The organism is Comamonas trifloxystrobinivorans (assembly GCF_043359985.1).
Lineage (GTDB): Bacteria > Pseudomonadota > Gammaproteobacteria > Burkholderiales > Burkholderiaceae_C > Comamonas > Comamonas trifloxystrobinivorans.
In genome coordinates this window covers 29,897-55,989 of the sequence record NZ_JBHZGV010000006.1, presented here as the reverse complement: position 1 = coordinate 55,989, position 26,093 = coordinate 29,897, and the positions used below count along the sequence as shown (strand labels likewise).

Here is a 26,093-nt window from a genome sequence, read left to right as displayed (position 1 = left end):
ACCGAAACTCAAGCGTCACCGCCATCGGGCGCCGGCTTGACGGGTTCGTCTTGGTCCAGCTGGCTGAACACCAAAGTGGCGGCCAAAGTCATCAGCGCCACGGTCATGAAGGTGGCATGGATGGCGCGCAGTGATTTCTCCGGGTCGGCCTGCCACATCTCCGAGTAACCCGAGAGCAGCGCACCGGCCAGCGCCACGCCAATACCCATGGCCAGCATCTGCACCATCGACAGCAGGCTGTTGCCGCTGCTGGCGTATTCGCCGTCCAGGTCTTTCAAGGTGACCGAGTTCATGGCCGAGAACTGCATGGAGTTGAAGCCCCCAAAAATGAACAGTTGCAGCAGCAGCAACCAGCTCGGCTGGCCCGGTGCGGTCAGGCCAAAGGTGGCCAACATCAGCGCCACCATCACCGAATTGACCTGCAGCACGCGGCGGTAGCCAAAGCGCTGCACGGTCTGCACGGCAATGCGCTTGACCAGCATGCTGCCCAGCACGGTGGCCAGCATCATCATGCCGGCGTTCATGGGCGACAGACCCAGGCCTACCTGCAGCAGCAGCGGAATCAGAAACGGCGCCGCCCCCGTGCCAAAACGCGCAAACAGATTGCCCAGCAATCCCACTCGCAGCGAACGCACGCGAAAGAGCACGGGCGCAAACAGCGGCTCCGGCACACGCAAAGCGTGCATCCAGTAGCTGGCCAAACTCGCCAGGCCGAAAATCATCAGCACCACCACGACCGCAGTGCCCAAGCCCATGCCCGACATGCCGTCGAGCGCGACCGACACCGCCACCATGCCGAACGACAACAGCGCGTAACCCAGCCCGTCAAAGCGGCGCGGCGGGATTGGCTCGCCATCCGTCATCCAGCGCCGGCTGGCCCAAATACCCAGCAAGCCCACCGGCACGTTGATCCAGAAGATCCAGTTCCAGCTCGCCACTTCGACCAGCCAACCACCCAAGGTCGGGCCGAGCAGCGCACCAATCTGGCCGGGAATCGCAATAAAACTCATCGCCCGGATGAAATCCCCTTTGGGGTGCGTGCGCAGCACCGCCAGGCGCCCCACCGGCAGCATCATCGCGCCGCCCAAACCCTGCACTACGCGGGCGGCAATCAAAAAGTTGAGCGACGGCGATAACGCGCACAACACCGAGCCCAGCACAAACAGCGCAATCGCCCAGCCAAACACACGCTTGGTGCCCAGACGATCGGCCAGCCAACCGGAAGCCGGAATCAGCATGGCCGTGGTCAGCGAATAGGCCACGATGACCGACTGCATCTTCAGCGGGCTCTGGTTGAGCGAGCGCGCCATGGCCGGCAAGGCCGTGTTCAAAATCGTAGCGTCCAGCGATTGCAGAAAAAACGCAATCGCCACCAGCCAGAGCAAGCGCTCTTTGTGCGGCGCGAGGGGCGCAGGGGCAGCGGTATCAGCGGTCATGGGCAAAACAAAAGCCGCTGACGAGCAGCGGCTTTGCAAGAGGGTGAACAGCGGGCTGTGGATAAGCGCCGGCTGTCATAGGCAAATGGCAGTTACACCGAGAAGCTCGAACCGCAACCGCAGGTGGTGGTGGCGTTCGGGTTCTTGATGACGAATTGCGCGCCTTGCAAGTCTTCCTTGTAATCGATCTCGGCACCCAGCAAGTACTGGTAGCTCATGGCATCGATCAGCAGCGATACGCCATTCTTGGTCATGGTCGTGTCGTCTTCGTTAGCGATTTCGTCAAAGGTAAAGCCGTACTGGAAACCCGAGCAGCCGCCGCCTTGCACAAACACGCGCAGCTTCAGATCGGGGTTGCCTTCTTCGGCAATCAGGTCGGCCACCTTGGCAGCAGCGCTGTCGGTGAAAACGATGGGTGCGGGCATTTCCGCGACGGCGGTGTCAGCAACTTCACTCATGGGAGATGACTCCAGTCAGGTATTTGATTTACTACAAACAATAGTACCGCAATCGGGTATTTGCTGCTTAGGCCCACCTGTGGTGCCGGCAATGGCAGTGGGGGTTTTGCGCAGGCATGAAAAAAACCGCCCGAGGGCGGTTTTTTGAGGCAAGTAGCCAGCGATTAACGCTTGGAGAACTGCTTTGCGCGACGTGCAGAACGCAGACCCACCTTCTTACGCTCGACTTCACGGGCGTCACGGGTCACATAGCCGGCTTGGCTCAGTTGCGACTTCAGTGCTGCATCGTAGTCGATCAGAGCGCGGGTGATGCCGTGGCGGGTAGCACCGGCTTGGCCGGATTCACCGCCGCCGTGCACATTGACCTGAATGTCGAAAGCTTCGACATTGCCGGTCAGCACCAGGGGCTGCTTTGCGATCATGATGGAGGTTTCGCGGCCGAAGTACTGCTGAATGTCTTTGCCATTCACAGTGATCTTGCCGGAGCCCTTCTTCAGAAACACACGGGCGACGCTGGACTTGCGACGGCCGGTGCCATTGTTCCAATCACCAATCATCTCAAGACTCCTTAGATATCCAGCACTTTAGGCTGTTGAGCGGTGTGAGGATGCTCAGCACCACCGTAGACCTTCAGCTTCTTGATCATGGCGTAGCCCAGAGGGCCCTTGGGCAGCATGCCCTTGACAGCCTTTTCCAGAGCGCGGCCGGGGAACTTGGCTTGCAGGTCACGGAAATTGGTTGCCGTGATGCCGCCAGGGAAGCCGGAGTGGCGGTAGTACACCTTGTCCAGAGACTTGGTACCGGTCACTTTGAGCTTGGAAGCGTTGATGATGACGATGTAGTCGCCGGTGTCAACGTGAGGCGTGTAAATGGCTTTGTGCTTGCCGCGCAGACGGAGTGCCACTTCGCTGGCGACACGTCCGAGCACCTTATCGGTGGCGTCAATCACAAACCACTCGTGTTGCACCTCAGCGGGTTTTGCGCTGAATGTAGACATGAGATTGCTCTTTCAATAGAGGGTTTGGCGAATCCTTTTCCGCGGTCGGTGCTTCTTCTTGACGCAGAGGGCTCTACGGCTGGAAGCCTCTTAGGCGGGTTTATGGCAAGCTGGACAACGCACCCAAAAGCGCATCGGCAAGTCTCCCATCTTCGCCGCGGGATTCATAAAAATCGCTGCGAAGCCCGCCATTATAAAAGTATTTGCGGAGTTCGCCAATACCCCATTTCCACAGGCAAGCCACGGCTTTTGCATGAAAAACAAGCCCCTTGGGCCTGCTCGCTTGCCTTGGGCCGCTACCATAGGCGCCCTATGTTCAGTTACCGCCACGCCTTCCATGCCGGCAATCACGCCGATGTGCTCAAGCACACGACCCTGATTGCCATTCTGCAATACATGACGCAAAAGGATGCGGCCCTGGCGGTGCTCGACACCCACGCCGGAGCCGGCCTGTACCGCCTCGATGGCGACTACGCCAGCAAGAGCGCCGAGGCCGACGAAGGCATCTTCCGCCTCGAAGGCGCCGAGAACCTGTGCCCGCTGCTGCAAGACTATGTGGACATGGTGGCGGAGTTCAACCGCAGCGCCAACAACGTCAAGGTCTACCCTGGCTCGCCCTTCATCGAGCAGCGCCTGCTGCGTGAGCACGACAAGCTCAAGCTGTTCGAGATCCATCCCACCGATTTCCGCTCGCTCTCGGGCAATATCGCTCAGCTGCGCGCCGGCCGCCAGGTGCAGGTGCTGATGGAAGACGGCTTTGAAGGCGTGAAGAAGTTCCTGCCGCCGCCTTCGCGCCGCGCGCTGATGCTCTGCGACCCGAGCTACGAACTCAAGACCGATTACGGCCGCGTGCTCGACATGGTGGCTGACAGCCTCACGCGCTTTCCCACCGGCACCTACGCCGTGTGGTACCCGATCATTCCGCGCCAGGAGGCGCACGATCTGCCACGCCGCCTCAAAACCCTGGCCAACAAGGCCGGCAAGAGCTGGCTGAATGCAGAGCTGACGGTCAAATCCAGCAAGATCACCGCCGCCATGCGCCAGGGCGAAGAAAAGCGCCCCGGCCTGCCCGCCAGCGGCATGTTCGTGATCAACCCGCCTTATGTGCTGCAAGACCAGCTCAAAGAGGCCCTGCCCCAGATGGCCGAGCTGTTGCAACAAGACAGCAACGCCGGCTACACGCTGGAAAGCGGCGGCAACTAAGCGCCAGCATATATTTCTGGGGTATCCAGAATTTCCGAGGGGCGCAAGTGGGGTGGCGAAGCCTGCTGCAATGCCTGTGTCGAGAGTCTTCGTTTTGAGGTGGCGATATGAACCCGTATGCGTTGTTGCCGGGTCTTGCCGTACATGTGTACTGTCTGCGCCCCGGACGCCTAGCCTACGGGTCCATATCGCCATTGGAGTGAGCGATTCAACGCCCACTTCACTGCAAAGCGATGCTGCTTGAATACCGGTTGACCCATGTCTTCTCTTCCTCGACCACTCGAGAAGATCCTTACTTCTTACGAGGCTGCGTTTTAACCTGAGCCTTGCCCACCTTGCCCTTGGGTGCTGATTTGCTGGCCACTGCCGACTTGGCTGCTACCGGCAAAGTCTGGTGCACACGGCCATTGCTGCGGTTGGGCGCCAAAGCCTGCTTGTGGTTGCCAGCATGCCCGGCAGGCGCTGCCAGCTTGCCCGAGCCACGGCGGCCGGCCAGTACAAAGGACGGGCATTCATCCTCGTCCTCATCCAGCGCCCAGTACTCCACGGGCTTGATCCCCAGGCCCAGCATGCCCAGCTCGGCGGCGGCGCCCTGGCTCAGATCGAGAATGCGGTCGCCCGAATAAGGGCCGCGGTCGTTCACCCGCACCACCACGGCTTTGCCAGTGACCATGCTGCGCACGCACAGCTGCGTGCCAAAGGGCAAGGTTTTATGCGCTGCCGTCAGGCCGCCTTTGTCAAAACGCTCGCCATTGGCGGTTTTGCGGCCATGGAACTGGCCGCCGTACCAGGAAGCCAGGCCTTGCTGGTCGCTCGGGCGATACGGGTCTTGCTTGAGGCTGCGGGGAATATCGGGCACGTCCCAAGGGCGGGAAATGCCGTCGATGCTGCTCATCGGCGCGGCGGGCGGCAGCACCAGGCCCAGGCCACGGCGCTCGTCCGACATGCGTGCGGATTCTTCGTCCAGCGGCGGCACTACGGCGGACGCTGCGGGCGCTTGTGATACAGGTGTGGGTAGCGAGGCAGCGGCCTGTGGCAGCTCTGCAACAGCAGGCGCGGCTGGTGCAAGAGCTGCAGGCTCAGCTACCGCAGCAGCTGCCTCAGTGGCTGCAGGCACAGCCGTCGTGACCGCCTCCGCGCCTCTCTGCCCTTCCGCCGCTGGCATCTCCGCGCAGCCGCTCACCAGCACCGCAGCAACAGCAGCGGCAAGCAGACAACGGACAGTAGATGGCAACGACGACGGCAACAGCGATTCCCTCGGATAGCAGCACTCTGGTCTGCCGCGCCGAGGTGAATAGTTAGAGTCCCAGGCGGTCGCAGATCGCCAATGTGGCGGCGCTTTGGTTCATGGTGTAGAAGTGCAGGCCCACCGCTCCCCGGCGGCGCAAGTCTTCGCACATCTGCGTCACCACATCCAGGCCGAAGGCGCGAATGCTGGCAACATCATCTCCATAGCCTTGCAGACGCAGACGAATCCAGCGCGGGATTTCTGCACCACAGGCATCCGAAAAGCGCATCAGCTGCGTCGATCCGGTGATCGGCATAATACCCGGGATGACAGGCACCTCAATGCCGCGTTTTTGTAAATCTTCTTGAAATCTGCAAAACGCATCAGCATTGAAAAAGTACTGCGTGATGGCCGAATCCGCACCCGCTTTCACCTTGGTGATGAAGGCCTGCATGTCCGCCTCGGGGTTGCGCGCCTGCGGGTGCATCTCCGGATAGGCGGCCACTTCAATGTGAAAATACGAACCGAATTCGGCCCGGATAAAAGCCACCAGATCGCTGGCGTAGTGGAACTCGCCGCCCAGGCCATAACCGCTGGGCAAATCGCCGCGCAGAGCCACCAGGCGCTTGACGCCCATGTCCTTGAGCTGCTGCAGTTGCTCGCGCACGCTGGCCTTGGTGGCGCCCACGCACGAGAAGTGCGAAGCCGCGTCCACGCCCTCTTCCAAAATCGCCTTCACCACGCCGAAGGTGCCTTCTTGCGTGGAGCCGCCGGCGCCGTAGGTCACCGAGCAAAACTGCGGCTTGCGGCTATACAGCTCCTGGCGCACGCCGCGCAGCTTCTGCGCGCCTTCGGGCGTCTTGGGCGGGAAAAACTCAAAGCTGATGGGATAAGTCATGGCAACACTCGTCTCGGAATCGGGTAAATCTCGCGCAGGCCCCAGGCTCAGCGCTCGTTGCGTTTTTTCTGTTTGGCTCGTGCCGGGCCGGGCTGGCCAAAGCTGGCCACCTCGGGGTCGGCATACAGCTCTTGCTTGGCGCGCTGGGCTTTGATGTCGGCACGCGAAGGACGCTTGACCGCCTTCTTCACAGCTGGCTTGGGCGCATCTTCGTCTTCCACTTCGGCCGAAGCAGGTACAGGCACCTGGATCTGCGCGCCTTGCTGGGCGTGCACAAAGAATTCGTGGTTGCCGTCGCCGCCTTCAATTGGCGAATCGAGCCACTGCTTGACCGTCAAGCCCACGCTGGCCAGGCAATCGCGAATGCGCTTTTCCACCTCGGCGTACAGCGCCTTGTCGCGCACGATGCCGCCCTTGCCAATCTGGCCGGGCTGCAGCTCGAACTGGGGTTTGACCAGCATCAGCAGCTCGCCGTGCGGCTTGAGCACCTGGGCCACTGCGGGCAGCACCAGGGTCAGCGAGATGAACGACACATCGCCGGTGACAAAGTCGAACGCCGGCGTGATGTCGACCTTCTCCGTGCCCGGCTTGCGGCGGCGCTCCACCGGGGCCGAGCCCTCGGCCTTGGCGCGCGCCTTGGCACTGCGCTCGGCCTTGAAGTCTTCGATCTCCTGCTCTTTGGCGTCTTCGCTGTCGTCGTAGTCGTCACCCACCTGGCCGCCATTGCGCATCCAGGCGTAAGGCGCCACCGGCTGGGTGTCGTTGTCCTCTTCTTCCTCGATCACTTCGCTCAGCGCCAGATCGCACGCCGCTTGCAAGGATTCAGGGGTCAGCGAGCGGGCATTGAAGCCTTCCACGCACACCACCCGCGCATCATTGCGCAGGCGCTCGTGCAACTGGCCTTGGCCCACATCGATGCCAATCACCTGGGCCGCGCCCGCCTGCAACAAACAGTCGGTAAAGCCGCCCGTGCTCTGTCCCACATCGAGGCAGCGCAGGCCTTGCACGGCAATGCCGGTGGCCGCCAAAGCACCTTCGAGCTTGAGGCCGCCACGCGAGATGTATTTGGCCTCGGAGGCGTCGAGCAGCTGCACCTCGGAGCCGGCCGGAATATCGTCACCGTTCTTAGCCACCTTGATCCAAGGGGCCAGCACTGTCGTGCGCCATTGCACGCCCGAAGCGATCAAACGCTGGGCTTGCGAGCGGGTGGTGGCGTGGCCGTTTTCGACCAGAAAAACATCTGCGCGCATCGCGCCTCCATAAAACTGTCACGAGGCGAGGGCAGTCGGCCCTCACCCCAGCGCTCTCCCGCCAGCGGGAGAGGAGGTCAGAAGCGCGTACAGCGCACGCGCTTCCTCGGTATTCTTTTTTCTCTCGGCGCACAAGCGGCGAAGAGAAAGCAAAGTCACGACACTACGCGACTTTGCATGTTGTTTGCACGCTCTCCCGCTTGAGGGAGAGCGCGCAAAACCGCTTAATAGCGATAGGTTTCAGGCTTGTAAGGGCCTTCTTTTTTCACGCCAATGTAGTCGGCCTGGGCTTGGGTCAGCTCGGTCAGCTGGGCGCCCACCTTCTTCAGGTGCAGGCGAGCGACCTTCTCGTCCAAGATCTTGGGCAGCACATACACCTTGCCCACCTGGTAGGCATCAGGGCGGGTGAACAGCTCGATCTGGGCGATGGTCTGGTTGGCGAACGAGGCGCTCATCACAAACGAGGGGTGGCCGGTGGCGCAACCCAGGTTCACCAGGCGGCCCTTGGCCAGCAGGGTGATCTTCTTGCCGTCAGGGAACTTGATCTGGTCGACCTGGGGCTTGACTTCTTCCCACTCGTACTTCTCGATCGACGCCACATCGATTTCGTTGTCGAAGTGACCGATGTTGCAGACGATGGCCTGGTCCTTCATCGCGACCATGTGCTCGTGGCGGATGATGTCCTTGTTGCCGGTGGTGGTCACGAAGATGTCGCACTTGTCGGCGGCATATTCCATGGTCACAACCTTGTAGCCTTCCATGGCGGCTTGCAGGGCGTTGATCGGGTCGATCTCGGTCACCCACACTTGGGCCGACAGAGCACGCAGAGCCTGGGCGCAACCCTTGCCCACGTCGCCGTAACCGGCCACGCAAGCCACCTTGCCGGCGATCATCACGTCGGTAGCGCGCTTGATACCGTCCACCAGCGATTCGCGGCAGCCATACAGGTTGTCGAACTTGGACTTGGTCACCGAGTCGTTCACGTTGATGGCGCGGAACAGCAGCGTGCCCTTGGCCGACATTTCGTTCAGGCGGTGCACGCCGGTGGTGGTCTCTTCGGTCACGCCCTGAATCTGGGCCGACTTGCGGGTGTACCAGGTGGGGTCCACAGCCAGCTTGGCCTTAATGGCGGCGAACACAATCTTCTCTTCTTCGCTGGTGGGATTTGCCAGAACGGACAGATCCTTCTCAGCCTTCTGGCCCAGGTGCATCAGCATGGTGGCATCGCCGCCGTCGTCCAAAATCATGTTCGGGCCTTCGCCTTCGGTGCCCTTGGCGCCGAATTCGAAAATGCTGTGGGTGTAATCCCAGTAGTCCTTCAGCGATTCGCCCTTGATGGCGAACACGGGCGTACCAGTCGCAGCAATGGCGGCGGCAGCGTGGTCTTGGGTCGAGAAGATGTTGCAAGAAGCCCAGCGCACGTCAGCGCCCAGGTCCTTCAGGGTTTCGATCAGCACGGCCGTTTGAATGGTCATGTGCAGCGAGCCGGTGATGCGTGCGCCCTTGAGCGGCTGGGCAGCAGCAAACTCTTCGCGGATGGCCATCAAACCGGGCATTTCGGTTTCGGCAATCTTGATCTCTTTGCGGCCCCAGTCGGCCAGGGTGATGTCGGCGATGGCCGAGTCAGCAGGGTTGAAGCGCACAGCAGCGTTCATGGTTTTCTCCAAAAATTGAATGAAAAACCACGTTCTGCGGAAGAAGAGGGATACACCATCTCACCGCACAGAAAGCGTGGGTGAGCGTCGTTGCAGATGAAAATCCGAGCCTCACGCCCCGCTGCTGCCAGGCGCTGGGCCGGCTGGGGAACGCTGCAACGCTCCTCGGATGGACGGCAATTATAAGGGATTCAGCCTTCCAAGCCCACCAACCGATAACCCACTTGCAGCTCAGTGAGCAAATGGCGCGGCTGGGCCGGGTCGGCCTCGATCTTCTGGCGCAGGTTGGCCAGGTGCACGCGCAGGTAGTGCGGGCGATCCAGGTATTCCGGCCCCCAGACCTGTAGCAACAATTGGCGGTGCGTCAGCACCCGGCCTTGGCCGGCGATCAAAGCCGCCAGCAGGCGAAACTCGATGGGCGTCAGATGCACCGCTGCGCCGCTGCGCGTGACCTCGTGCGTGGCCAGATCCACCAGCACATCGCCAAAGCGCGCCTGGCTGCTCGGCTTGTTAGCCGCCGGTGCTTGCTGGCGCCGGCGCAGCATGACGCGCAAACGGGCCAGCAGCTCGGGCACGCCAAAAGGCTTGGTCAGGTAGTCGTCGGCACCGGCGTCGAGCGCGGCCACTTTTTCTTCTTCGCGCTCGCGGGCCGAGAGCACCAGAATCGGCAACTGGCTCCAGGCGCGCAGCTCGGCAATCACGGCTTTGCCATCGGCGTCGGGCAGCCCCAGGTCGAGCACCACGGCATCGGGCTGGCGGCTGGCGGCCTCGATCAGGCCGCGCTTGGCGCTATCGGCCTCGAACACCTGCCAGCCTTCGTCCTCCAGCGCCAAGCGCACAAAGCGGCGGATGCTGGCATCGTCTTCAATCAACAAAATACGGGGGCTGGCGGCGTTCATGCGGGCTCTATTATTCATCGACCGGCGGCTGCTCGGGCACGGGCAAGCGCAGGCTGAACACCGTGCCTTGCGTGGCCAGCGTCGATTCAGCATGCAGGCTGCCACCATGCGCCTCCACAATGCGCTGAGCCAAAGTCAAGCCCAGGCCCATGCCCGAGACGGACGATTCCGTCACGCCCCGCGTGAAGGGCTCAAACAACTGCTCGGCCGCCACATGGCTGGGCAAGCCGGGGCCAAAGTCTTGCAGCACCAGCACGCAGTCTGCGCCCTCCACACGGGCCGTAATCTGGATTACTGTGCCGGCAGGCGTGTACTTGGCCGCGTTATCGAGCAGGTTGACCAGCACGCGCTGCATCAGCACGGCATCTACCTGCAGCAGCGGCAATCCGGCCGGCACTTCGGTACGCACCACGTGGGCAGACAAGCGCTCGCGCATCTGCTGCAAAGCGCTGCCCACCAGTTCTTCCACCGGCAGCCATTCGCGTTTCAAGTGCACGCCGCCCTGCTGCAAGCGCGCCATGGCCAGCAGGTTGTCCACCAGCTGCTGCATGGCCTGGGCCTGGTTGCGAATCTGCACCAGCATGTCCTGCGCAGCGCCCGGCGGCGTGTGCGGCAATGCGGTTTGGGCGGCGCCCAGAATGCCAGTGAGCGGCGTGCGCAAATCGTGCGACACGGCCGACAGCAGCGTGTTGCGCATGCGCTCACCCTCCATCGCCACCTGGGTTTGCTGCGCTATGTCGACAAAATGCACGCGCTCCAAGGCCAGCGCAATCTGGCTGGCACAGGCATCGAGCAAGCGCCGCTCCTCGGGTACACGCAAGCGCTGCGCCGTGCGCAGCTGCAACACCAGCACGCCGCGTGCGCGCACCGGCGCCATCAGCGGCACATACAGTGCCTTTGCAGCCGCCAAAGTGTCGGTGCCCTGGCCAGCCATCTGGCGGTGCTCCATGCTCCAATTGCCAACGCTGGTGTCGATGGCACCTTGGCTGCCAGGCGCTATGTGCAGCTGCTCTTGGCTGTCGGGCAGCAGCAGGCCAGTCTGCGCGTCGAACACACCAGACACGGTGGACAGCGCAATTTCCGTGACCTGCTCTTGCGTCAGCGCACCCGACAAATCGCGCGCCAGCCGCGCCAGCGCACCGGCACGGCGCTCACGCTCTGCCGCCACCCGCGCCTCGTGGCGCAAGCGCGCCATGAGCTGGCCGCAAACCAGTGCCACGCCCAGCATCAGACAAAAAGTGAAGATGTACTGCGTGTCGTTGACGCTGAAAGAATTGCGCGGTGGCACAAAGTAAAAATCGAACAGCATCACCGACAACAGCGCCGCCCAGGCGCCCGGCCCGCGCCCCCAGCGCAAGGCCGACAACACCACCACCAGCAAGAACAGCATGACCACGTTGGCCGGGTCAAACACCTGCAGCAGCAGCTCGGCCATGGCTGTGGCGGCAAAACAGGCCAAGCTGGCGCCGAGGTAGCCTTTCCAGGCCAGCGGGCTTTTGTCGCCCACTGGCGCACGCGGCACGCTCTCGGGCTTGGTGTTTTTGACCGACAACACCAGCACATCGAGCCCCGGCTCCAAAAGCGCAATCTGCTCCGGCAAGCTGGCCGGGCGCCAAGGCAGCCAGCGGCTGAAAGCCTGCTGCACCCGCGCCAGCACCAGATGGCTGGCATTGCGCTCACGTGCAAAGCCCACCAAGGCCTGCGCCACCTGCGCGCCCGGAATCGTGGCCGTATCCGCCCCCAAACGCTCGGCCAGCGCCAGGGTTTTCAGCACCGCTTCTTGCGCCGGGCGCGGGCGGTGCTGGCGCTCGGGCGCATCCACATACACCACCATCCACTCCGCTTCCAGGCGCCGCGCCAAACGCGCCACCTGGCGCACCAGCGCATCGTCGCCCGCACGGCCACCAATGCCGACCAGCAAGCGCTCGCGCGCCGGCCAGACCTCGCCAATGGCGCGTTCGCGGCGGTAGTCGCGCATGTCTTCGTCCACGCGGTCGGCGGTGCGGCGCAAGGCCAGCTCGCGCAGCGCCAGCAGATTGCCCAGGCGGAAGAAGTTGCGCGATGCGCGCTCGGCCTGCTCCAACGGGTAAACCTTGCCGGCCTTCAGGCGCTTGAGCAGCTCTTCGGGTGAGATGTCGACCACGACGACCTCGTCGGCGTCATCAAAAATATGGTCGGGCACGGTTTCGTGCACCTGGATGCCAACGATGCCGCTGACCACGTCGTTCAGGCTTTCGAGGTGCTGCACGTTGAGCGTGGTCCAGACCTCGATGCCGGCAGCCAACAACTCCTGCACGTCTTGCCAGCGCTTGGGGTGGCGCGAGCCGGCCACGTTGCTGTGCGCCAGCTCGTCCAACAACAACACATCGGGGTGACGCGCCAAGGCAGCGTCCAGATCAAACTCGGCCAGCCGCTTGCCTTGGTAAGCCAAGCTGCGGCGCGGCAGCACCTCCAGGCCGTGCAATTGCTGCTCGGTCTCGGCGCGGCCATGCGTTTCTGCCAAGCCTACCAACACCGAGCGGCCAGCTTGGCGCTCGCGCTGTGCGGCGGCCAACATGGCGTAGGTTTTACCCACGCCGGCGTTGGAGCCAAAGTAGATGCGCAGCTTGCCGCGCCCGGCCTGGCGCTGCTCGGCCTGCAGTTGCGCCACCAGCGCATCCGGATCAGGGCGCGCTGGCTCGGCGTAAGGATTGCTGGCAGTCAAAGGCATGGCCCCGCCATTGTCAGCGTTTTCTGCCTCATACCAGGCCCAGCACCGTGAGCAGCAGGTCGATGAGCTTGATGCCGACAAACGGCACCAGCAAGCCGCCCAACCCGTAGATCAGCAGATTGCGCCGCAGCAACACAGCTGCGCCCACTGCACGGTAAGGCACGCCGCGCAAAGCCAGCGGCACCAGCGCAATGATGATCAAAGCGTTGAAGATGACGGCGCTCAGAATCGCCGAATCGGCGCTGTGCAACTGCATCACATTGAGCGCGGCGAGCTGCGGATAGGTGCCCACAAATGCCGCCGGGATGATGGCGAAGTACTTGGCCACATCGTTGGCAATGCTGAAAGTGGTGAGCGCGCCGCGCGTCATCAGCATCTGCTTGCCGGTTTCCACCACCTCGATCAGCTTGGTCGGGTTGCTGTCCAGATCGACCATGTTGCCTGCCTCCTTGGCCGCCTGCGTGCCGCTGTTCATGGCCACGGCCACATCGGCCTGGGCCAGCGCTGGCGCGTCGTTGGTGCCGTCGCCCGTCATCGCCACCAGCCGGCCGGCGGCTTGGTGGCTGCGGATCAGCTGCAGCTTGTCCTCGGGGCGCGCCTCGGCCAGGTAATCGTCCACGCCCGCTTCGGCCGCAATCGCGGCGGCAGTGAGCGGGTTGTCGCCGGTCACCATCACGGTTTTGATGCCCATGCGGCGCAGCTCGGCAAAGCGCTCGCGCATGCCGGGTTTAACGATGTCCTTCAACTCGATCACGCCCAGCACCCGCGCGCCATCGGCCACCACCAGCGGCGTGCTGCCTTTGCGCGATACGTTGTCCACCGCCTGCTGCACCTGGCTGGGAAAATTGCCGCCCAGCGCTTCTACATGCCGGCGCACGGCATCGGCCGCACCTTTGCGCAAACTGCGCAGGCCTTGCGCTGTGGACAAGTCCACGCCGCTCATGCGGGTCTGCGCGGTGAAAGGGACAAACTCCGCGGGCAACGCATCGGCCTGGCGCTCGGGCAAGCTGTGGCGCTCTTGCGCCAAGGCGACCACGCTGCGGCCTTCCGGCGTTTCATCGGCCAGCGAGGACAGCTGTGCGGCCTCGGCCAATTGCTGGGCGCTGACGCCGGGCGCGGGCAAAAACTCGCTCGCCTGGCGGTTGCCCAAGGTGATGGTGCCGGTCTTGTCGAGCAGCAACACGTCCACATCGCCCGCGGCTTCCACAGCGCGGCCCGAAGTGGCTATTACGTTGGCCTGCATCATGCGGCTCATGCCGGCCACGCCAATGGCCGAGAGCAAACCGCCGATGGTGGTGGGAATCAGGCACACCAGCAGCGCCACCAACACCGCAATGCCGACCACCGTGCCCGAGCCCGCTTGCGCCACTGCAAACGCCGAGAAAGGCCAGAGCGTGACGATGACCAGCAAAAACACCAAGGTTAGCCCCACCAGCAAAATCGTCAGCGCCAGCTCGTTGGGCGTCTTTTGCCGCTTGGCCGATTCCACCATCGAGATCATGCGGTCCAGAAAAGACTCGCCGGGGTTGACCGTCACCTCCACCACCAGCCAATCGGACAGCACGCGCGTACCGCCAGTGACCGATGAAAAATCGCCGCCTGCCTCGCGGATCACCGGCGCCGATTCGCCCGTGATGGCGCTCTCGTCCACCGAAGCCACGCCGTCGATCACCGTGCCATCGAGCGCAATCACATCGCCTGCCTCCACCAGCAAAACCACGCCTTTGCGCAGCTCGCTGGCACGCATCGGCACCCATGCGCTGCCGTGTTGGGGTTGCTGCAAAACCTTGGCCACGGTATCGCGCTTCATGCCGCGCAGGCTGGCGGCCTGGGCGCGGCTGCGGCCTTCGGCCAGGGCCTCGGCAAAGTTGGCAAACAACACGGTGAACCACAGCCACAGCGCAATCGCCAAGGTAAAACCGGCGTTGGCGGGCTCGGCCGCACTCAGGCTTTGCAGCCACAGCAGGCTGGTCAGAATGGCGCCGAGGTAGACCACAAACATCACCGGGTTGGCCCATTGCGTGCGCAGCGAGAGCTTGCGCAGCGCATCCCACAAAGCGGCGCGCACCAGCGGGCCTTCAAACAGGCTGCTGCCTGCCGTCATTTTTTGGCTAGCCATGCTCTCACTCCTTGGCCGGTTGCTGCAGCGCGTCCAGCGCCAGATTCAACCGCAATACATTGACGCGAGGTTCGCCCAGCAAATAGCCGGTGCGCTGCTCCGTGGCTTGCGCCAGCAGGCCACGCAATTGCTCTGGAGCCAGGCCACGTGCCTGCGCCACACGCGGCAATTGCAGCTCGGCATTGGCGACCGAGATATGCGGATCGAGCCCGGAGGCAGAAGCGGTGACCGCATCCACCGGCACCTTGGTGTCAGCGGCCAAACCGTTGTCCGTGCGGTACTTCGCTACGCGCTGTGCCACGGTTTCGGCCAAATCCTTGTGCGTAGCGCCCTGGTTGCTGGCACCCGACAGGCCGGCGTTGTAAGGCGCAGCAATCGTGGCGCCCTCTTTTTGCGGATCAGGCGCGGTGGTGGCGCTGGGGCGGCCATGGAAGTAAGGCGCGCTGTCAAACTGCTGGCCGATCAGGGCCGATCCAACAATCTGGCCGTTGCGCAACACCAGGCTGCCATTGGCGGCCTGCGGCATGCTGAGCTGCGCCACGCCGGTGGTGGCAAGCGGGTAAGCAACGCCCGAGACCAGCATTACCACCACGGCAGCGCGTGCGCAGCTGCCCAATAAACGAGCCCAGCCAGCGCTGGCTGCCGATGCCGGCACCAGCTCCACCGCAGGGACGGAAAAATTATGCGAAGAAGATTTCATAGCTTGCTCCTGGCTGCTGGCCGCACAACACCGGGCGGGGCAGCAGCGTTGGCAAAAATTCAGGCGTAGAGTTGGCCGATCAGCATTTGCAGATGCTCGATCACCGGCCCCAGCGCTAAGGCGGGCAAAAAGGTGAGGCCGCCCACCACCAGCACCACAAACACCAGCAGGCCCATGAACAAAGGCGTGGCCGTGGGGAAGGTGCCCGGGCCGGCCGGCACCGTGGCTTTGGCGGCCAGGCTGCCGGCCAGCGCCAACAAGGGCAGCAAGGTCAGAAAGCGCCCGGCAATCATGGCCAGCCCCATGGTGGTGTTGAAGAACGGCGTGTTGGCGTTCAGTCCGGCAAAGGCAGAGCCGTTGTTGGCCGTGCCCGACGCGTAGGCATAGAGAATTTCCGAGAAGCCGTGCTGCCCGCGGTTGTTCAGGCTGGCCGAAGCATCTGGCCAGAGCACGGCCAGCGCAGTAAAGCCCAGGATGGCAGCGGGATGCGCCAGCACCGAGAGCATGACCAGCTTCATCTCGCGCACCTCGATCTTCTTGCCCAGAAACTCGGGGGTGCGCCCGATCATCATGCCGGCCAGAAACACGGTCAAAATCGCGTACTGGATCAGGTTGATCAGGCCCACGCCGTCGCCGCCGAACACGCAGTTGAGCATCATCTGCGCCAGCGGCGTGATCGAGCCCAGCGGCGTGAGCGAATCGTGCATGGCGTTGACCGAGCCGGTGGTAGCCGCCGTGGTGGTGGTCACGAACAAGGCCGTGTCCACAATGCCAAAGCGCAGCTCCTTGCCTTCCATATTGCCGCCGCTTTGGCTGGCGCTGTATTGCTGGTCAGCACCAGCACGCTCCAGCAGGCCACTGCCGTTTTGCTCGGCCACAAAGACCAGCGCCAAAAAGCCCACAAACATCACCATGCAGGCGCCATACAACACCCAGCCCTGGCGGCGGCGCAGCAGCATGGAGCCGAAGGCATAGGTCAGCCCGGCGGGGATCAGCAGCATCGAGAAGATGTGCAGCAAATTGGTAAGCGGCGTGGGGTTCTCAAACGGGTGCGCCGCATTCATGCTGAAAAAACCACCACCATTCGTGCCCAGGTGCTTGATGCTCTCAAAGCTGGCCACGGGGCCCATCAGCAATTGCTGCTGAGCGCCTTCCAGCGTGGTGGCCACGGTTTCGGTATTCAGGGTTTGCGGTATGCCTTGCCAGACGTAGACCAGCGCCATCACAAACGACAGCGGCAGCAGCACGCGCCAGAACACGCGCACAAAATCCACCCAGAAATTACCCACATCCTGCGCGCTGGAGCGGGCCAGGCCGCGCACAAAACCGGCGCCCACCGCCACGCCCGTGGTGGAGCCGGCGAACATCAAAAACGTGATCGCCGCCATCTGCGTGGCATTGCTCAGGCTGTTTTCGCCCGCGTAAGCCTGCCAATTGGTATTGGTGATGAAGGATGCTGCGGTGTTGAAAGCCAGATCCGGCGCTTGCGCCGCATTGCCCAGCGGGTTCAGCGGCAGCCAACCCTGCATCCGCAAGAGCAGGTAGCCCAGCAGCATCATCACCGCATTGGCCAGCACCAGCACCGCGCCATAGCGTTGCCAGCCCATGCGCTCTTGCGGGTCGACACCCAAAGCGCCGTAAGTGCAGCGCTCCAGCCAGGTGTGGTGCTCGCTGGTAAAGCAGCGCGCCAGCCATTGGCCCATGGGGACGGTCAGCAAAGTCAACGCCAGCAGCACGGCGGCGTATTCAATCCAAGGTAGCCACATGCGGTGCTCCCGGTCAGATCCGCGTCAAAGCGCGCACAAAGGCCAGCAGGCCGACAAAGCAGGCCAAGCTCAGGCCCACAAAAAGAATGTCTTGCAGTACTTGCATGGCCGCCCCTCAAAACTGCTCGGGGCGCAGCAAGGCATAGCCCAGATAGACAAACAAACCGGCAGCCGCCAAGGCCGCCAACACTTCAACCCAGTGGTAAGGCATGGATAACTCCTCCCGCTTCACCTCCGCGCCCAATGCCCGGGAGCGAAGCAAAACCCAATACGCCGACACAACGCCAGCGCTGTAGCCACTGTAGAAATGAACGCCTCAACAGCGCGTAGAGATTGGCGGGGCGGGTATCAAGATGGCATCAAGATGGGGAAATGGCCCGCAGCAGCTCAGCCAGGCACATTTACCGAGCGAGGGCCCCAGAAAAACCAGCATCGGCAATGCGGGCCGCCATCCGCTAAAATTGCGCCAGTTTCAGCCAGCGTCTGCTGGCTTTGTTTTTTGCAGTCCGACAAGGACTTGCGTACTTTTTCGTCTTCCGCACTGTGTCCTACGCACCCGAAACCCAACGCCGGCGCACCTTCGCCATCATCTCCCACCCGGACGCGGGTAAAACCACGCTGACCGAAAAGCTGCTGCTGTTCTCGGGCGCGATCCAGATTGCCGGTGCCGTCAAGGGCCGCAAGGCTTCGCGCCATGCCACCTCGGACTGGATGGAGATCGAGAAGCAGCGCGGCATTTCGGTGGCCTCGTCGGTGATGCAGATGAGCTACCGCGACCATGTCATCAACCTGCTCGACACCCCCGGCCACAAGGACTTCTCGGAAGACACCTACCGCGTGCTCACCGCCGTGGACTCGGCGCTGATGGTGATTGACGCGGCCAACGGTGTGGAATCGCAGACCCGCCGCCTGATCGAGGTCTGCCGCCAGCGCGACACACCCATCATCTCGTTCATCAACAAGTTCGACCGTGAAGTGCGTGACCCGCTGGACATCATGGACGAGGTCGAGCGCGAGCTGGGCATGCCCTGCTGCCCCATCACCTGGCCGGTGGGCCAGGGCAAGAGCTTCGGCGGCATCATCAACCTGCAAACGCAGAGCATGACGGTGTTCGCCGCCGGCAGCGAAAAGCGCCCCGAAGACTTTGAGATCATTCCGCTGACCGAAGTGGACAAGCTGCGCGCCCGTTTTGGCAAGGCCTTTGACGACGCCATCGAGAGCATGGAACTGGCCCAGGGCGCCTCGGCCGAGTGGGACCACCAGGCTTTCCTCGCAGGCAAGCTGACGCCCGTGTTCTTCGGCTCCGGTGTGAACAACTTCGGTGTGATGGAAGTGCTGAACGCCGTGGTGGACATGTCGCCACCGCCCGGCCCGCGCGTGGCCTACACGGAAGTGAACCGCCAGCGCGAAGAAAAGACTATCCGCCCCGAAGACAAGAGCTTTGCTGGCGTGGTGTTCAAGGTGCAGGCCAATATGGACGCCAACCACCGCGACCGCATTGCCTTTGTGCGCGTGGCCAGCGGCAAGTACACGCCCGGCATGAAGATGAAGGTGCAACGCACCGGCAAGGAGCTGCGCCCCACCAGCGTGGTGACCTTCATGTCGCAGCGCCGCGAAGCCGTGGACGAAGCCTATGCGGGCGACATCATCGGCTTCACCATTCACGGCGGTGTGCAGCTGGGCGATTCGATCACCGACGGCCCCAACCTGCAGTTCACCGGCCTGCCGTTCTTTGCGCCGGAGATGTTCATGACCGTGGTGCTGAAGAACCCGCTGCGCACCAAGCAGTTGCAGCAAGGCCTGATGCAGCTGGGCGAGGAAGGCGCGATCCAGGTCTTCAAGCCCGATGCCGGCGGCAATATGCTGCTGGGTGCCGTGGGTCAGCTGCAGTTTGAAGTGGTGCAACACCGCCTCAAGACCGAATACGACTGCGAAGTGCGCCTGGAAGCCTGCCAATACACGGGCGCCCGCTGGATCACCGCCGACACCCCGGCCGAGCTGCGCGAGTTCGAGAACGCCTACCCGCTGCGTCTGGCACACGATGCGGCCGATACGCTGGCCTATCTGTGCACCAGCCCGTATGACGTGCGTTTGGCGCAGGAGCGCTTCCCCAAGATCCACTTCCACCCGCTGCGCGAACACGCCGGCCTGGAGTTACAACGCGGGTAAATCGCCGAATGCAAACAACTCTGTCTTCCAGATCAAGCAGTGAATCTACCCCTCCAATTTTCCGTGCTGCAACACTATTTCTTATTATTGGAAGCTATGTATTTTTCATAGCGGGCTTATGGCCAGGAGTACTTGCGGAGGACAGCGCAGCGGTTTTACGCTACCTAGACGGGACTACACCATTTTCCCCAGGGAAAACTGCTTTCTGGATGACATTTTTAGAATGCACCTATGGTTTCACAAAGCGGATTGAAGTCCCCATCATCATACTAGCTTGCCTGTGCGTTTTAGTACTATGCCGAATTCAGCTTTACCTATTGAATCAGCGCTTCTACAAATCGTTTTTCTTTTGCTTATTTTTTATAAGTCTCGCCCCACACCTGATTATACTAAATATTACATTAATAGGTGACGGCATATTTGCAGTGGCTACTGCAGGCTTATTTTTTGAACTGTACACTTCATGCAAAAGAGGTCATATCACTGCATTTTCTTTGGTCATCATTATTTTGACTACTAGTTTTGCACTAATGACCAGAACCAATGGCTTGCCAGCACTCATTCCAATTACCTTTGCCGCTTACCATCTTTGCAAAAAAGACAAGTTAGTATTAGCCGTCATCGTCGGAGTCAACCTGCTTGCACTCTCCATGCTTAACAAAGCACAGGGCGAAAACAAGCCTCATAGTGCAATTTTTCCACTTGTCATCTGGGAAACCATCAATTTTCTACAACCCCCAGTCTTTAAATTACCATCCTCTGAAAACCGAGTAAGCCAAAAAACAATAGAAACTCTAGAAGAATTGAATCCAATCGATCACTATTTGAAATATTATGATCGAGAGTATTGGGACCCTCTCAATTTTGACTCTGACGGCCCACTGGTAGGCCGCTTCACTTCGCAACAAAAGAAGATTCTTCAGAGAGAGTTTATCAAACGAAATCTCCCAAATAATTTAGGTGCATTCATGGGAAGTCGCACCCATGTTTTTTTCTCTAGCGCCCTTGCATACAGTGGCTTACCTTGGCCCACTTACACTCTAACGGTGCTCCCCAAAACTTTATCAATATCAGAGGCGAGAACCAAAGACAGCAGTCCAATCTACAAAATCCCTGATTCCCTATATTTCAAAAGCTATAAATATCGAAATATTCTATGGAGCCCATTTATAGCCATAGCAATTTTACTAATAGCAGCATTCAAGTTTTCCAAAAATCCAAAATCCATTGAATTCGTCATCAGTTTGACTTTTCTTCTGCAACTCGCCGGAATTTTCTTTTTTTCTATAGCATCAGAATATAGATACATGAGCATACTCGTATTCATGCCCATGGTTTTATTACCCATGCTTTGTAACAAAATCGCAAAGCATCAACAAACTGATATAAACCATAAAGCATGAATCGAATACAAAATAACTTTGAATTTCTGAGGATATCTGCAGCACTTCTGGTTTTGGTGTCTCATCATTACCCCCTCAGCAACCTAGGAGAACCAGGATTACCTGGGGTTATCTCATTGGGAGGGGTTGCTGTCATGGTTTTTTTTCAGTATCAGCGGCTTCTTGGTTACCCAGAGTTGGCTCTCCGACCCAAATGCATTTCGTTTCGCTTGGCGCCGCATTCTAAGAATTTGGCCAGCCCTGATCACCGTCGTGCTATTATCAACCCTGATTCTAGGACCAATCGTCACCAATTTGACTGTATTCGATTATTTCGCTCACAGAGCAACATGGGACTATTTGCGAACCCTGATCATGGAAATTCACTTTCCACTTCCAGGCGTTTTTACCAACAACCCTGGAGGATCCTCTGTCAATGGTTCGCTCTGGACTATCCCATTTGAAGTACGCTGCTACCTGTTTATGGCCATAATTGGAATCACAGGACTCTTGAAAAATAAAAAATGGATAATTGCATGGTGCATCATTTTCTTTGCATGGTACATAAATAAAGGAATTCCAGATATTGTTGGCAAATACATTCCTGGACGAGAATTTAGCGCCTATTTCATCATGGGAGTCATATTACAGTGCACACAAAAATTTTGGACCCCTTATATCAAGAGCTTTATATTCATATCCTTTTTAATCGGAATCACCCTCTACATAAATGGCTACCACTTCCTTGCTTTACTGATCAGCGTACCTGCACTCACTATTGGCCTCGGAAAGGAATCAACACCTGTTTTGAATAAATTTGGCCGTTTTGGTGACCCTTCATATGGAATTTATTTATACGCATATCCTGTCCAGCAGACAATGCTAAACTTCTTTTACCCTACACTTAATTTTTATATAAGCATGCTCTTTTCAGCCGTCATCACGGTAACGCTAGCTTATATCTCCTGGCAGATCATTGAAAAATCAGCACTACGCCTCAAGCCCAAAAAAATATCCACTCAGCGATTACAATATAGTCAAACATAAATTAGATTTAATTACTGAATATGACCGAGAACCTCCAGCGCCCCCTCTACCGCAACCAGCGCATTGCAGTGATCGTTCCTTGCCACAACGAAGAAATGACGGTCCGCTCTGTTGTAGAAGGGTTTAGGCAAGCGCTTCCCGAAGCTGAGGTATTCATTTTCAACAACCTTTCTACCGACCAAACAGTAGAAGTAGCCAAACAGGTCGGAGCCCAAGTTCGTGATGTCAACCTGAAGGGCAAGGGGAACGTAGTTCGCCGTATGTTTGCAGACATTGATGCAGATGTGTACATCATGGTCGATGGCGATGCCACCTATCATGCGCCATCCGCACGCGCGCTGGCTGATCTTTTGCTTGACCAACAATTGGACATGGTTGTGGGCGCCCGAGTGGAGTCCGATCCTGGACCTGGACTCGCCTACCGTCCAGGTCACCGATTAGGCAATAAGTTGCTCACTGGTAGTGTCCAATATATCTTTGGCGGCAGTTTTCGCGATATGCTTTCAGGCTATCGCGTTTTTTCGCGCCGTTATGTCAAATCATTCCCAGCCCATTCCAACGGGTTCGAAATCGAAACTGAGCTCAATGTCCACGCGCTGGAGTTGCGTATGCCGAGTGCTGAGATGGATACTCCCTACGGAGCACGTCCTGAAGGATCTGCCAGCAAGCTGTCAACTTACCGTGATGGCTGGCGTATTCTCAAAACCATAGGCCGGTTGGTCATCAGCGAAAAACCTTTGCAATTTTTTGGTTGGCTAGCCGCGCTGCTTGGGTTACTGGCAATAGTCCTGACAGCCCCCATTGTGATGGAATACTTTCATACTGGATTAGTGCGGCGCTTCCCGACGCTAGGGTTAGCAATAGCCTTGGCAATCAGCGGAGGTCTGTCGTTTGTTACAGGGCTTATCCTTCAAGCCATAACCTTGGCTAGACGCGAAGTTAAACACTTGGCGTACTTGGCGGAGCCCGCGCCCTCGATTACACGCCAATGGCAATAAATATTAGCCGCTCACTAATTTGGTTTTTAATAGCCGGCAGCTTGGCTTTTCTAGTTGATGTCGGCGTTCTAGCCTTGCTGCACAACTCACTAGGCATATATGGCGCCCGCATTTTGTCGTTTTGGTTAGCGGCGACCTTAACTTGGATTATCAACCGCCACATTTCTTTTGCAGGACGCAGTGCATCAGGCAGCTTATTTATTGAATATTTTCAATACCTGCTTTTGATGCTAGGTGGTGGAGCGGTAAATATAGTGGTTTATTCACTACTTGCTTGGAAGTTCGAACACACGCCTCTTGGGCTTGCGGCCTATGCCGCTATTGGCACACTGGCTGGAATGAGCGTTAACTACCTCGGCATGAGTCGACTCATCTATCGTAAACATTTAAAAAAATAAACCATCGCCCAACTACTCATTTCGCATACTTCCTATTAAAAATTCTCATCGGTCAAAAATAATAAGTACACAGCTATAGCATGACGCTTCTGTATGCATTACACAAAGCCAGCACAATATCCGTCCAATAACTTTGACGCCCTACGACTGCTCGCTGCCCTCGCTGTTCTTTACAGCCACCAATATCCCGTCACAGCAACACCCCCGCCGTTGTGGATGAATGTAGCCATGATTGGTGGCGTTGCAGTCATGACTTTTTTTGTCATTAGTGGCTACCTAGTCACGCTCAGCTGGCAGACGCATCCTCGGCTTTGGTTATTTATTGGAAAGCGGGTGCTTCGTATATGGCCTGCACTCATAGTCGTTGTGTTGCTGGCGAGCTTGGCACTAGGCCCCAGTTTCACCACGCTTTCGTTATCGGAGTACGTGCACCACGGCGCCACCTGGGACTATCTGCGCAACATCCAACTCCAAACGCGTTTCTTACTACCGGGCGTATTTGCAACCAACCCGCTCTCTAACTCAGTTAACGGGCCACTGTGGACTATCCCAATCGAAGTGAGTTGCTACGCGATTCTGGCAGCCTGTGGTTTTTTCGGGCTGCTCCGCTGGCAAGGAGTGTGGTTGTTGGCTTGCATTGGCTATTTGGCTTGGTTTCTGACCAACAAGACGATGGACCTGACGGGCATAATGGATCACCACTATGAGTTCCCGGCCTATTTTGCCTTCGGCTCCCTCATCGCTACCTTCAAAACACAGTTTCTGCAGCACCGCTGGCGTTATGCTCTACTGGCCTCTGTGATTGCTGCTGCAACCTACTTGGCAGGATTCAAATATTCGGCACTGCTTCTCTTTCTTCCGGCAATTTTGATTAGTATTGGAACCTCGTCGTGGCCCGTGCTGTCTCAAGCAGGGAGATTTGGAGATGTGTCTTATGGGGTGTATCTGTATGCCTTCCCAATTCAGCAAAGCGTATATGCCCTATGGCCCGACCTGGGATTTACCGCCAGTTTGTTCATCGTCACCGTGCTCACCTTGATCGCGGGCTGGCTGTCCTGGCAGTTGGTGGAAGCACCCACGCTACGTCTCAAGCGCTATCTGCGCTAAATTCTTCGTTCTGATTTTTCATGCTGCCTCTAGACCAATGGCAGCCGGCGACTTCCATCGTCGGTCTGCTCACCGATATCGACGACACCTTGACCACCGATGGCGCTGTGCCCGCGCCGGTGGTGGCGGCCATTGCCGCGCTCAAGGCCAAAGGGCTGGCGGTGATCCCGATCACCGGGCGTCCGGTGGGCTGGAGCGTGCCGTTTGCGCAGACCTGGCCGGTGGACGCCATCGTCGCCGAGAACGGCGCTGTGGCCTTGCGCCGCAATGCCAGTGGCGGTTTGGACAAGCTCTACCAACAAGATGAGGCCACGCGCACGGCCAACTTTGCCAAGATGCAAGCGGTGCTGGCCCAGATCGAAGCCACCGTGCCGGGCGCCAAGCGCGCTACTGATTCGGCCGGCCGTGAGTGCGATATTGCGGTGGACCACAGCGAATTCACGCATCTGCCGCAAGCGCAGATCGACCAGTGCGTGCAGATCATGAAGGACGCGGGCATGAACGCCACGGTCAGCTCCATCCACATCAACGGCTGGTTTGGCAACCACAACAAGCTCGAAGGCGCACGCTGGATCGTGCAGACCTTGCTGGGCCGCGATATCGATGCTGAGCTGAAGCAGTGGTGCTACATCGGCGACTCCACCAACGACCAGCTGATGTTCGAGCATTTCGACAACAGCTTTGGCGTGGCCAATATTGCGCGCTTTGTGCCCCAGCTCCAGCACCTGCCGCGCTATGTGACGCCCAGCGAGCGCGGCGCCGGCTTTATCGAACTGGCCGAACGCATCTGCGCTGTGCAGCCGGCCGCTTGATTCCTGATCACCGACTCTAGAGAAAGCGCTCAATCCCTGCGGATGAGCGCTTTTTCATTGAGCAACGGGTCTGCCCGGCTTCGGTCTCCCGACCAGCAGGCGGCCAGCCCGTCACTCAGCTGGCGCCTGTGAGCGCAAACCGCTCAAGGCTTGAAGTCGAACTGCTGCTGCAGAATCACTTTCAGCGGCTGGTTGGCCTTCATGGCCGGCTTGTAGCGCCACAGCTTCACGGCGCGCTCCACCTCGGCTGCCATCTCTTTGGAGGTGGCCGTCAGCGTCTTCACATCGCTGACGCTGCCGTCCGTGTTCACCACAAACTGCACGCGCACACTGGCGGGCTGTGGCAACACGCCGGCCGGATAGGGGTAGCGGGGCGAGGCGCCAGTCAACAACTGTGGCGCGGTATCGCAAGCATTGCCTGCGCAGCCGGCAGCGGGCAAGGCCGCATTGGCGGCAGCAGCCGTCGCCTTGGCTTCGGCAGGCTCGGCGGGCTTGGCCGCTTCCTGGGTAGCGCAGCCTGCCAGCATGGCGGCGAGCACGGTCACAACGGCAGAACTGATTCGAATCAAAGACATGGTTTGAAAGCTTCCAAGAGTCTCAGGGTGGCTAGGCAAGGCAAAGCCCTGGGCGCATTATCGGTGCACTGCAGCGCAGGCGCCGACTTGACGAGCCACCGATGCGGCGAATCCCGTGTTTTACCACGGCACTGTGGCCACATTGTGGAGAAATCAGGCCCGACCCTGCCCCGCTGCTGCCCATAGCCTGTTGGCGACTGCGCTGGCTTGGGCTTGCGGTTAGCATTGCTGAGTCCGCCTGCCCCAGCCAGCCTGGCTAGAGCTGCCTCGCAGCGGCAAGATCACT

The 26,093-nt window shown here is 59.6% G+C and carries 23 protein-coding genes and 1 riboswitch; of the genes, 8 read left to right on the top strand and 15 right to left on the bottom strand.

Annotated elements, in window-relative coordinates; translation table 11 throughout:
• Positions 1-8: 8 nt before the first annotated feature.
• The 4 genes from mdtD to rplM all read right to left on the bottom strand — a co-directional run bounded on the left by mdtD (position 9) and on the right by rplM (position 2,891).
• The gene (gene mdtD, locus ACFIQF_RS08110; protein ID WP_393941799.1) at positions 9-1,436 is read right to left on the bottom strand and encodes a multidrug transporter subunit MdtD; all 1,428 of its coding nucleotides are present in this window, start codon (positions 1,434-1,436) and stop codon (positions 9-11) included.
• A gap of 92 nt (positions 1,437-1,528) precedes the next feature.
• A complete protein-coding gene (gene erpA / locus ACFIQF_RS08105; RefSeq protein WP_393941797.1) occupies positions 1,529-1,894 on the bottom strand; it encodes an iron-sulfur cluster insertion protein ErpA in 366 nt (121 codons plus the stop codon).
• 164 nt (positions 1,895-2,058) lie between these two features.
• Positions 2,059-2,451, bottom strand: a complete 393-nt coding sequence (rpsI, locus tag ACFIQF_RS08100) for a 30S ribosomal protein S9 (RefSeq protein WP_393941795.1) — start codon at positions 2,449-2,451, stop codon at positions 2,059-2,061.
• 11 nt (positions 2,452-2,462) lie between these two features.
• Positions 2,463-2,891 carry a 50S ribosomal protein L13 gene (rplM, locus tag ACFIQF_RS08095; protein WP_393941793.1) on the bottom strand — a complete coding sequence of 143 codons (429 nt, stop codon included), beginning with the start codon at positions 2,889-2,891 and terminating at the stop codon, positions 2,463-2,465.
• Between the two features lie 312 nt (positions 2,892-3,203).
• On the opposite strand from rplM, the gene ACFIQF_RS08090 reads away from it, so the two are divergent.
• The gene (locus tag ACFIQF_RS08090) at positions 3,204-4,094 is read left to right on the top strand and encodes a 23S rRNA (adenine(2030)-N(6))-methyltransferase RlmJ (RefSeq protein ID WP_393941791.1); all 891 of its coding nucleotides are present in this window, start codon (positions 3,204-3,206) and stop codon (positions 4,092-4,094) included.
• Between the two features lie 292 nt (positions 4,095-4,386).
• Here the strand turns inward: ACFIQF_RS08090 and ACFIQF_RS08085 are convergent, their stop codons facing one another.
• From ACFIQF_RS08085 to kdpF, 10 genes are all read right to left on the bottom strand, one after another.
• Entirely contained in the window at positions 4,387-5,211 is an 825-nt protein-coding gene (locus tag ACFIQF_RS08085) for a septal ring lytic transglycosylase RlpA family protein (protein WP_393941789.1), read from the bottom strand.
• 181 nt (positions 5,212-5,392) lie between these two features.
• Positions 5,393-6,220: a methylenetetrahydrofolate reductase [NAD(P)H] gene (gene metF / locus ACFIQF_RS08080; RefSeq protein ID WP_393941788.1), complete on the bottom strand. Its 828-nt coding sequence runs from the start codon at positions 6,218-6,220 to the stop codon at positions 5,393-5,395.
• 47 nt (positions 6,221-6,267) lie between these two features.
• On the bottom strand, positions 6,268-7,470 hold the full coding sequence (locus ACFIQF_RS08075) for a TlyA family RNA methyltransferase (protein ID WP_393941787.1): 1,203 nt from the start codon (positions 7,468-7,470) through the stop codon (positions 6,268-6,270).
• Between the two features lie 224 nt (positions 7,471-7,694).
• Complete coding sequence (gene ahcY, locus ACFIQF_RS08070) at positions 7,695-9,125, bottom strand: adenosylhomocysteinase (RefSeq protein WP_393941786.1); 1,431 nt, start codon at positions 9,123-9,125, stop codon at positions 7,695-7,697.
• Positions 9,126-9,200: 75 nt separating this feature from the next.
• Positions 9,201-9,298, bottom strand: a riboswitch (S-adenosyl-L-homocysteine riboswitch).
• A gap of 18 nt (positions 9,299-9,316) precedes the next feature.
• The gene (locus ACFIQF_RS08065) at positions 9,317-10,024 is read right to left on the bottom strand and encodes a response regulator (RefSeq protein ID WP_393942152.1); all 708 of its coding nucleotides are present in this window, start codon (positions 10,022-10,024) and stop codon (positions 9,317-9,319) included.
• Between the two features lie 10 nt (positions 10,025-10,034).
• Positions 10,035-12,734: a DUF4118 domain-containing protein gene (locus tag ACFIQF_RS08060; protein ID WP_393941785.1), complete on the bottom strand. Its 2,700-nt coding sequence runs from the start codon at positions 12,732-12,734 to the stop codon at positions 10,035-10,037.
• A gap of 28 nt (positions 12,735-12,762) precedes the next feature.
• Positions 12,763-14,853 carry a potassium-transporting ATPase subunit KdpB gene (gene kdpB, locus ACFIQF_RS08055; RefSeq protein ID WP_393941783.1) on the bottom strand — a complete coding sequence of 697 codons (2,091 nt, stop codon included), beginning with the start codon at positions 14,851-14,853 and terminating at the stop codon, positions 12,763-12,765.
• A 4-nt stretch (positions 14,854-14,857) separates the two neighbouring features.
• Positions 14,858-15,553, bottom strand: a complete 696-nt coding sequence (kdpC, locus tag ACFIQF_RS08050; RefSeq protein WP_393941781.1) for a K(+)-transporting ATPase subunit C — start codon at positions 15,551-15,553, stop codon at positions 14,858-14,860.
• Positions 15,554-15,612: 59 nt separating this feature from the next.
• Positions 15,613-17,319 (bottom strand): potassium-transporting ATPase subunit KdpA, encoded by a 1,707-nt coding sequence (kdpA, locus tag ACFIQF_RS08045; RefSeq protein WP_393941779.1) that lies wholly within the window; start codon positions 17,317-17,319, stop codon positions 15,613-15,615.
• Between the two features lie 115 nt (positions 17,320-17,434).
• A complete protein-coding gene (kdpF, locus tag ACFIQF_RS08040; RefSeq protein ID WP_393941778.1) occupies positions 17,435-17,530 on the bottom strand; it encodes a K(+)-transporting ATPase subunit F in 96 nt (31 codons plus the stop codon).
• Between the two features lie 332 nt (positions 17,531-17,862).
• Here kdpF and ACFIQF_RS08035 point away from each other — a divergent pair, with 332 nt between their 5' ends.
• The 7 genes from ACFIQF_RS08035 (at position 17,863) to ACFIQF_RS08005 (ending at position 25,232) form a co-directional block, all read left to right on the top strand.
• On the top strand, positions 17,863-19,488 hold the full coding sequence (locus ACFIQF_RS08035; RefSeq protein ID WP_393941776.1) for a peptide chain release factor 3: 1,626 nt from the start codon (positions 17,863-17,865) through the stop codon (positions 19,486-19,488).
• 8 nt (positions 19,489-19,496) lie between these two features.
• Complete coding sequence (locus tag ACFIQF_RS08030) at positions 19,497-20,891, top strand: hypothetical protein (protein WP_393941775.1); 1,395 nt, start codon at positions 19,497-19,499, stop codon at positions 20,889-20,891.
• A gap of 162 nt (positions 20,892-21,053) precedes the next feature.
• Positions 21,054-21,917: an acyltransferase family protein gene (locus ACFIQF_RS08025; protein WP_393941774.1), complete on the top strand. Its 864-nt coding sequence runs from the start codon at positions 21,054-21,056 to the stop codon at positions 21,915-21,917.
• Between the two features lie 20 nt (positions 21,918-21,937).
• On the top strand, positions 21,938-22,915 hold the full coding sequence (locus ACFIQF_RS08020) for a glycosyltransferase family 2 protein (RefSeq protein ID WP_393941773.1): 978 nt from the start codon (positions 21,938-21,940) through the stop codon (positions 22,913-22,915).
• Positions 22,906-23,313 carry a GtrA family protein gene (locus ACFIQF_RS08015; RefSeq protein ID WP_393941771.1) on the top strand — a complete coding sequence of 136 codons (408 nt, stop codon included), beginning with the start codon at positions 22,906-22,908 and terminating at the stop codon, positions 23,311-23,313. Before ACFIQF_RS08020 ends, ACFIQF_RS08015 begins: the two co-directional genes overlap by 10 nt.
• 93 nt (positions 23,314-23,406) lie before the next feature.
• The gene (locus ACFIQF_RS08010) at positions 23,407-24,420 is read left to right on the top strand and encodes an acyltransferase family protein (protein ID WP_393941769.1); all 1,014 of its coding nucleotides are present in this window, start codon (positions 23,407-23,409) and stop codon (positions 24,418-24,420) included.
• 20 nt (positions 24,421-24,440) lie between these two features.
• On the top strand, positions 24,441-25,232 hold the full coding sequence (locus tag ACFIQF_RS08005; RefSeq protein ID WP_393941767.1) for an HAD-IIB family hydrolase: 792 nt from the start codon (positions 24,441-24,443) through the stop codon (positions 25,230-25,232).
• 143 nt (positions 25,233-25,375) lie between these two features.
• On the opposite strand, the gene ACFIQF_RS08000 is transcribed toward ACFIQF_RS08005, so the two are convergent.
• A complete protein-coding gene (locus ACFIQF_RS08000) occupies positions 25,376-25,807 on the bottom strand; it encodes a TonB family protein (protein ID WP_393941765.1) in 432 nt (143 codons plus the stop codon).
• Positions 25,808-26,093: the final 286 nt, after the last annotated feature.

Bases quoted from the DNA above. Each gene is read 5' to 3' on its own strand.
- ACFIQF_RS08015 (WP_393941771.1), top strand. From the start codon at position 22,906: ATGGCAATAAATATTAGCCGCTCACTAATTTGGTTTTTAATAGCCGGC.
- erpA (WP_393941797.1), bottom strand. From the start codon at position 1,894: ATGAGTGAAGTTGCTGACACCGCCGTCGCGGAAATGCCCGCACCCATC.
- ACFIQF_RS08000 (WP_393941765.1), bottom strand. From the start codon at position 25,807: ATGTCTTTGATTCGAATCAGTTCTGCCGTTGTGACCGTGCTCGCCGCC.
- rplM (WP_393941793.1), bottom strand. From the start codon at position 2,891: ATGTCTACATTCAGCGCAAAACCCGCTGAGGTGCAACACGAGTGGTTT.
- ACFIQF_RS08010 (WP_393941769.1), top strand. From the start codon at position 23,407: ATGCATTACACAAAGCCAGCACAATATCCGTCCAATAACTTTGACGCC.
- mdtD (WP_393941799.1), bottom strand. From the start codon at position 1,436: ATGACCGCTGATACCGCTGCCCCTGCGCCCCTCGCGCCGCACAAAGAG.
- metF (WP_393941788.1), bottom strand. From the start codon at position 6,220: ATGACTTATCCCATCAGCTTTGAGTTTTTCCCGCCCAAGACGCCCGAA.
- kdpC (WP_393941781.1), bottom strand. From the start codon at position 15,553: ATGAAATCTTCTTCGCATAATTTTTCCGTCCCTGCGGTGGAGCTGGTG.
- kdpB (WP_393941783.1), bottom strand. From the start codon at position 14,853: ATGGCTAGCCAAAAAATGACGGCAGGCAGCAGCCTGTTTGAAGGCCCG.
- ACFIQF_RS08060 (WP_393941785.1), bottom strand. From the start codon at position 12,734: ATGCCTTTGACTGCCAGCAATCCTTACGCCGAGCCAGCGCGCCCTGAT.
- ahcY (WP_393941786.1), bottom strand. From the start codon at position 9,125: ATGAACGCTGCTGTGCGCTTCAACCCTGCTGACTCGGCCATCGCCGAC.
- ACFIQF_RS08030 (WP_393941775.1), top strand. From the start codon at position 19,497: ATGCAAACAACTCTGTCTTCCAGATCAAGCAGTGAATCTACCCCTCCA.
- rpsI (WP_393941795.1), bottom strand. From the start codon at position 2,451: ATGATTGGTGATTGGAACAATGGCACCGGCCGTCGCAAGTCCAGCGTC.
- ACFIQF_RS08005 (WP_393941767.1), top strand. From the start codon at position 24,441: ATGCTGCCTCTAGACCAATGGCAGCCGGCGACTTCCATCGTCGGTCTG.
- ACFIQF_RS08090 (WP_393941791.1), top strand. From the start codon at position 3,204: ATGTTCAGTTACCGCCACGCCTTCCATGCCGGCAATCACGCCGATGTG.
- ACFIQF_RS08075 (WP_393941787.1), bottom strand. From the start codon at position 7,470: ATGCGCGCAGATGTTTTTCTGGTCGAAAACGGCCACGCCACCACCCGC.
- kdpF (WP_393941778.1), bottom strand. From the start codon at position 17,530: ATGCCTTACCACTGGGTTGAAGTGTTGGCGGCCTTGGCGGCTGCCGGT.
- ACFIQF_RS08020 (WP_393941773.1), top strand. From the start codon at position 21,938: ATGACCGAGAACCTCCAGCGCCCCCTCTACCGCAACCAGCGCATTGCA.
- kdpA (WP_393941779.1), bottom strand. From the start codon at position 17,319: ATGTGGCTACCTTGGATTGAATACGCCGCCGTGCTGCTGGCGTTGACT.
- ACFIQF_RS08065 (WP_393942152.1), bottom strand. From the start codon at position 10,024: ATGAACGCCGCCAGCCCCCGTATTTTGTTGATTGAAGACGATGCCAGC.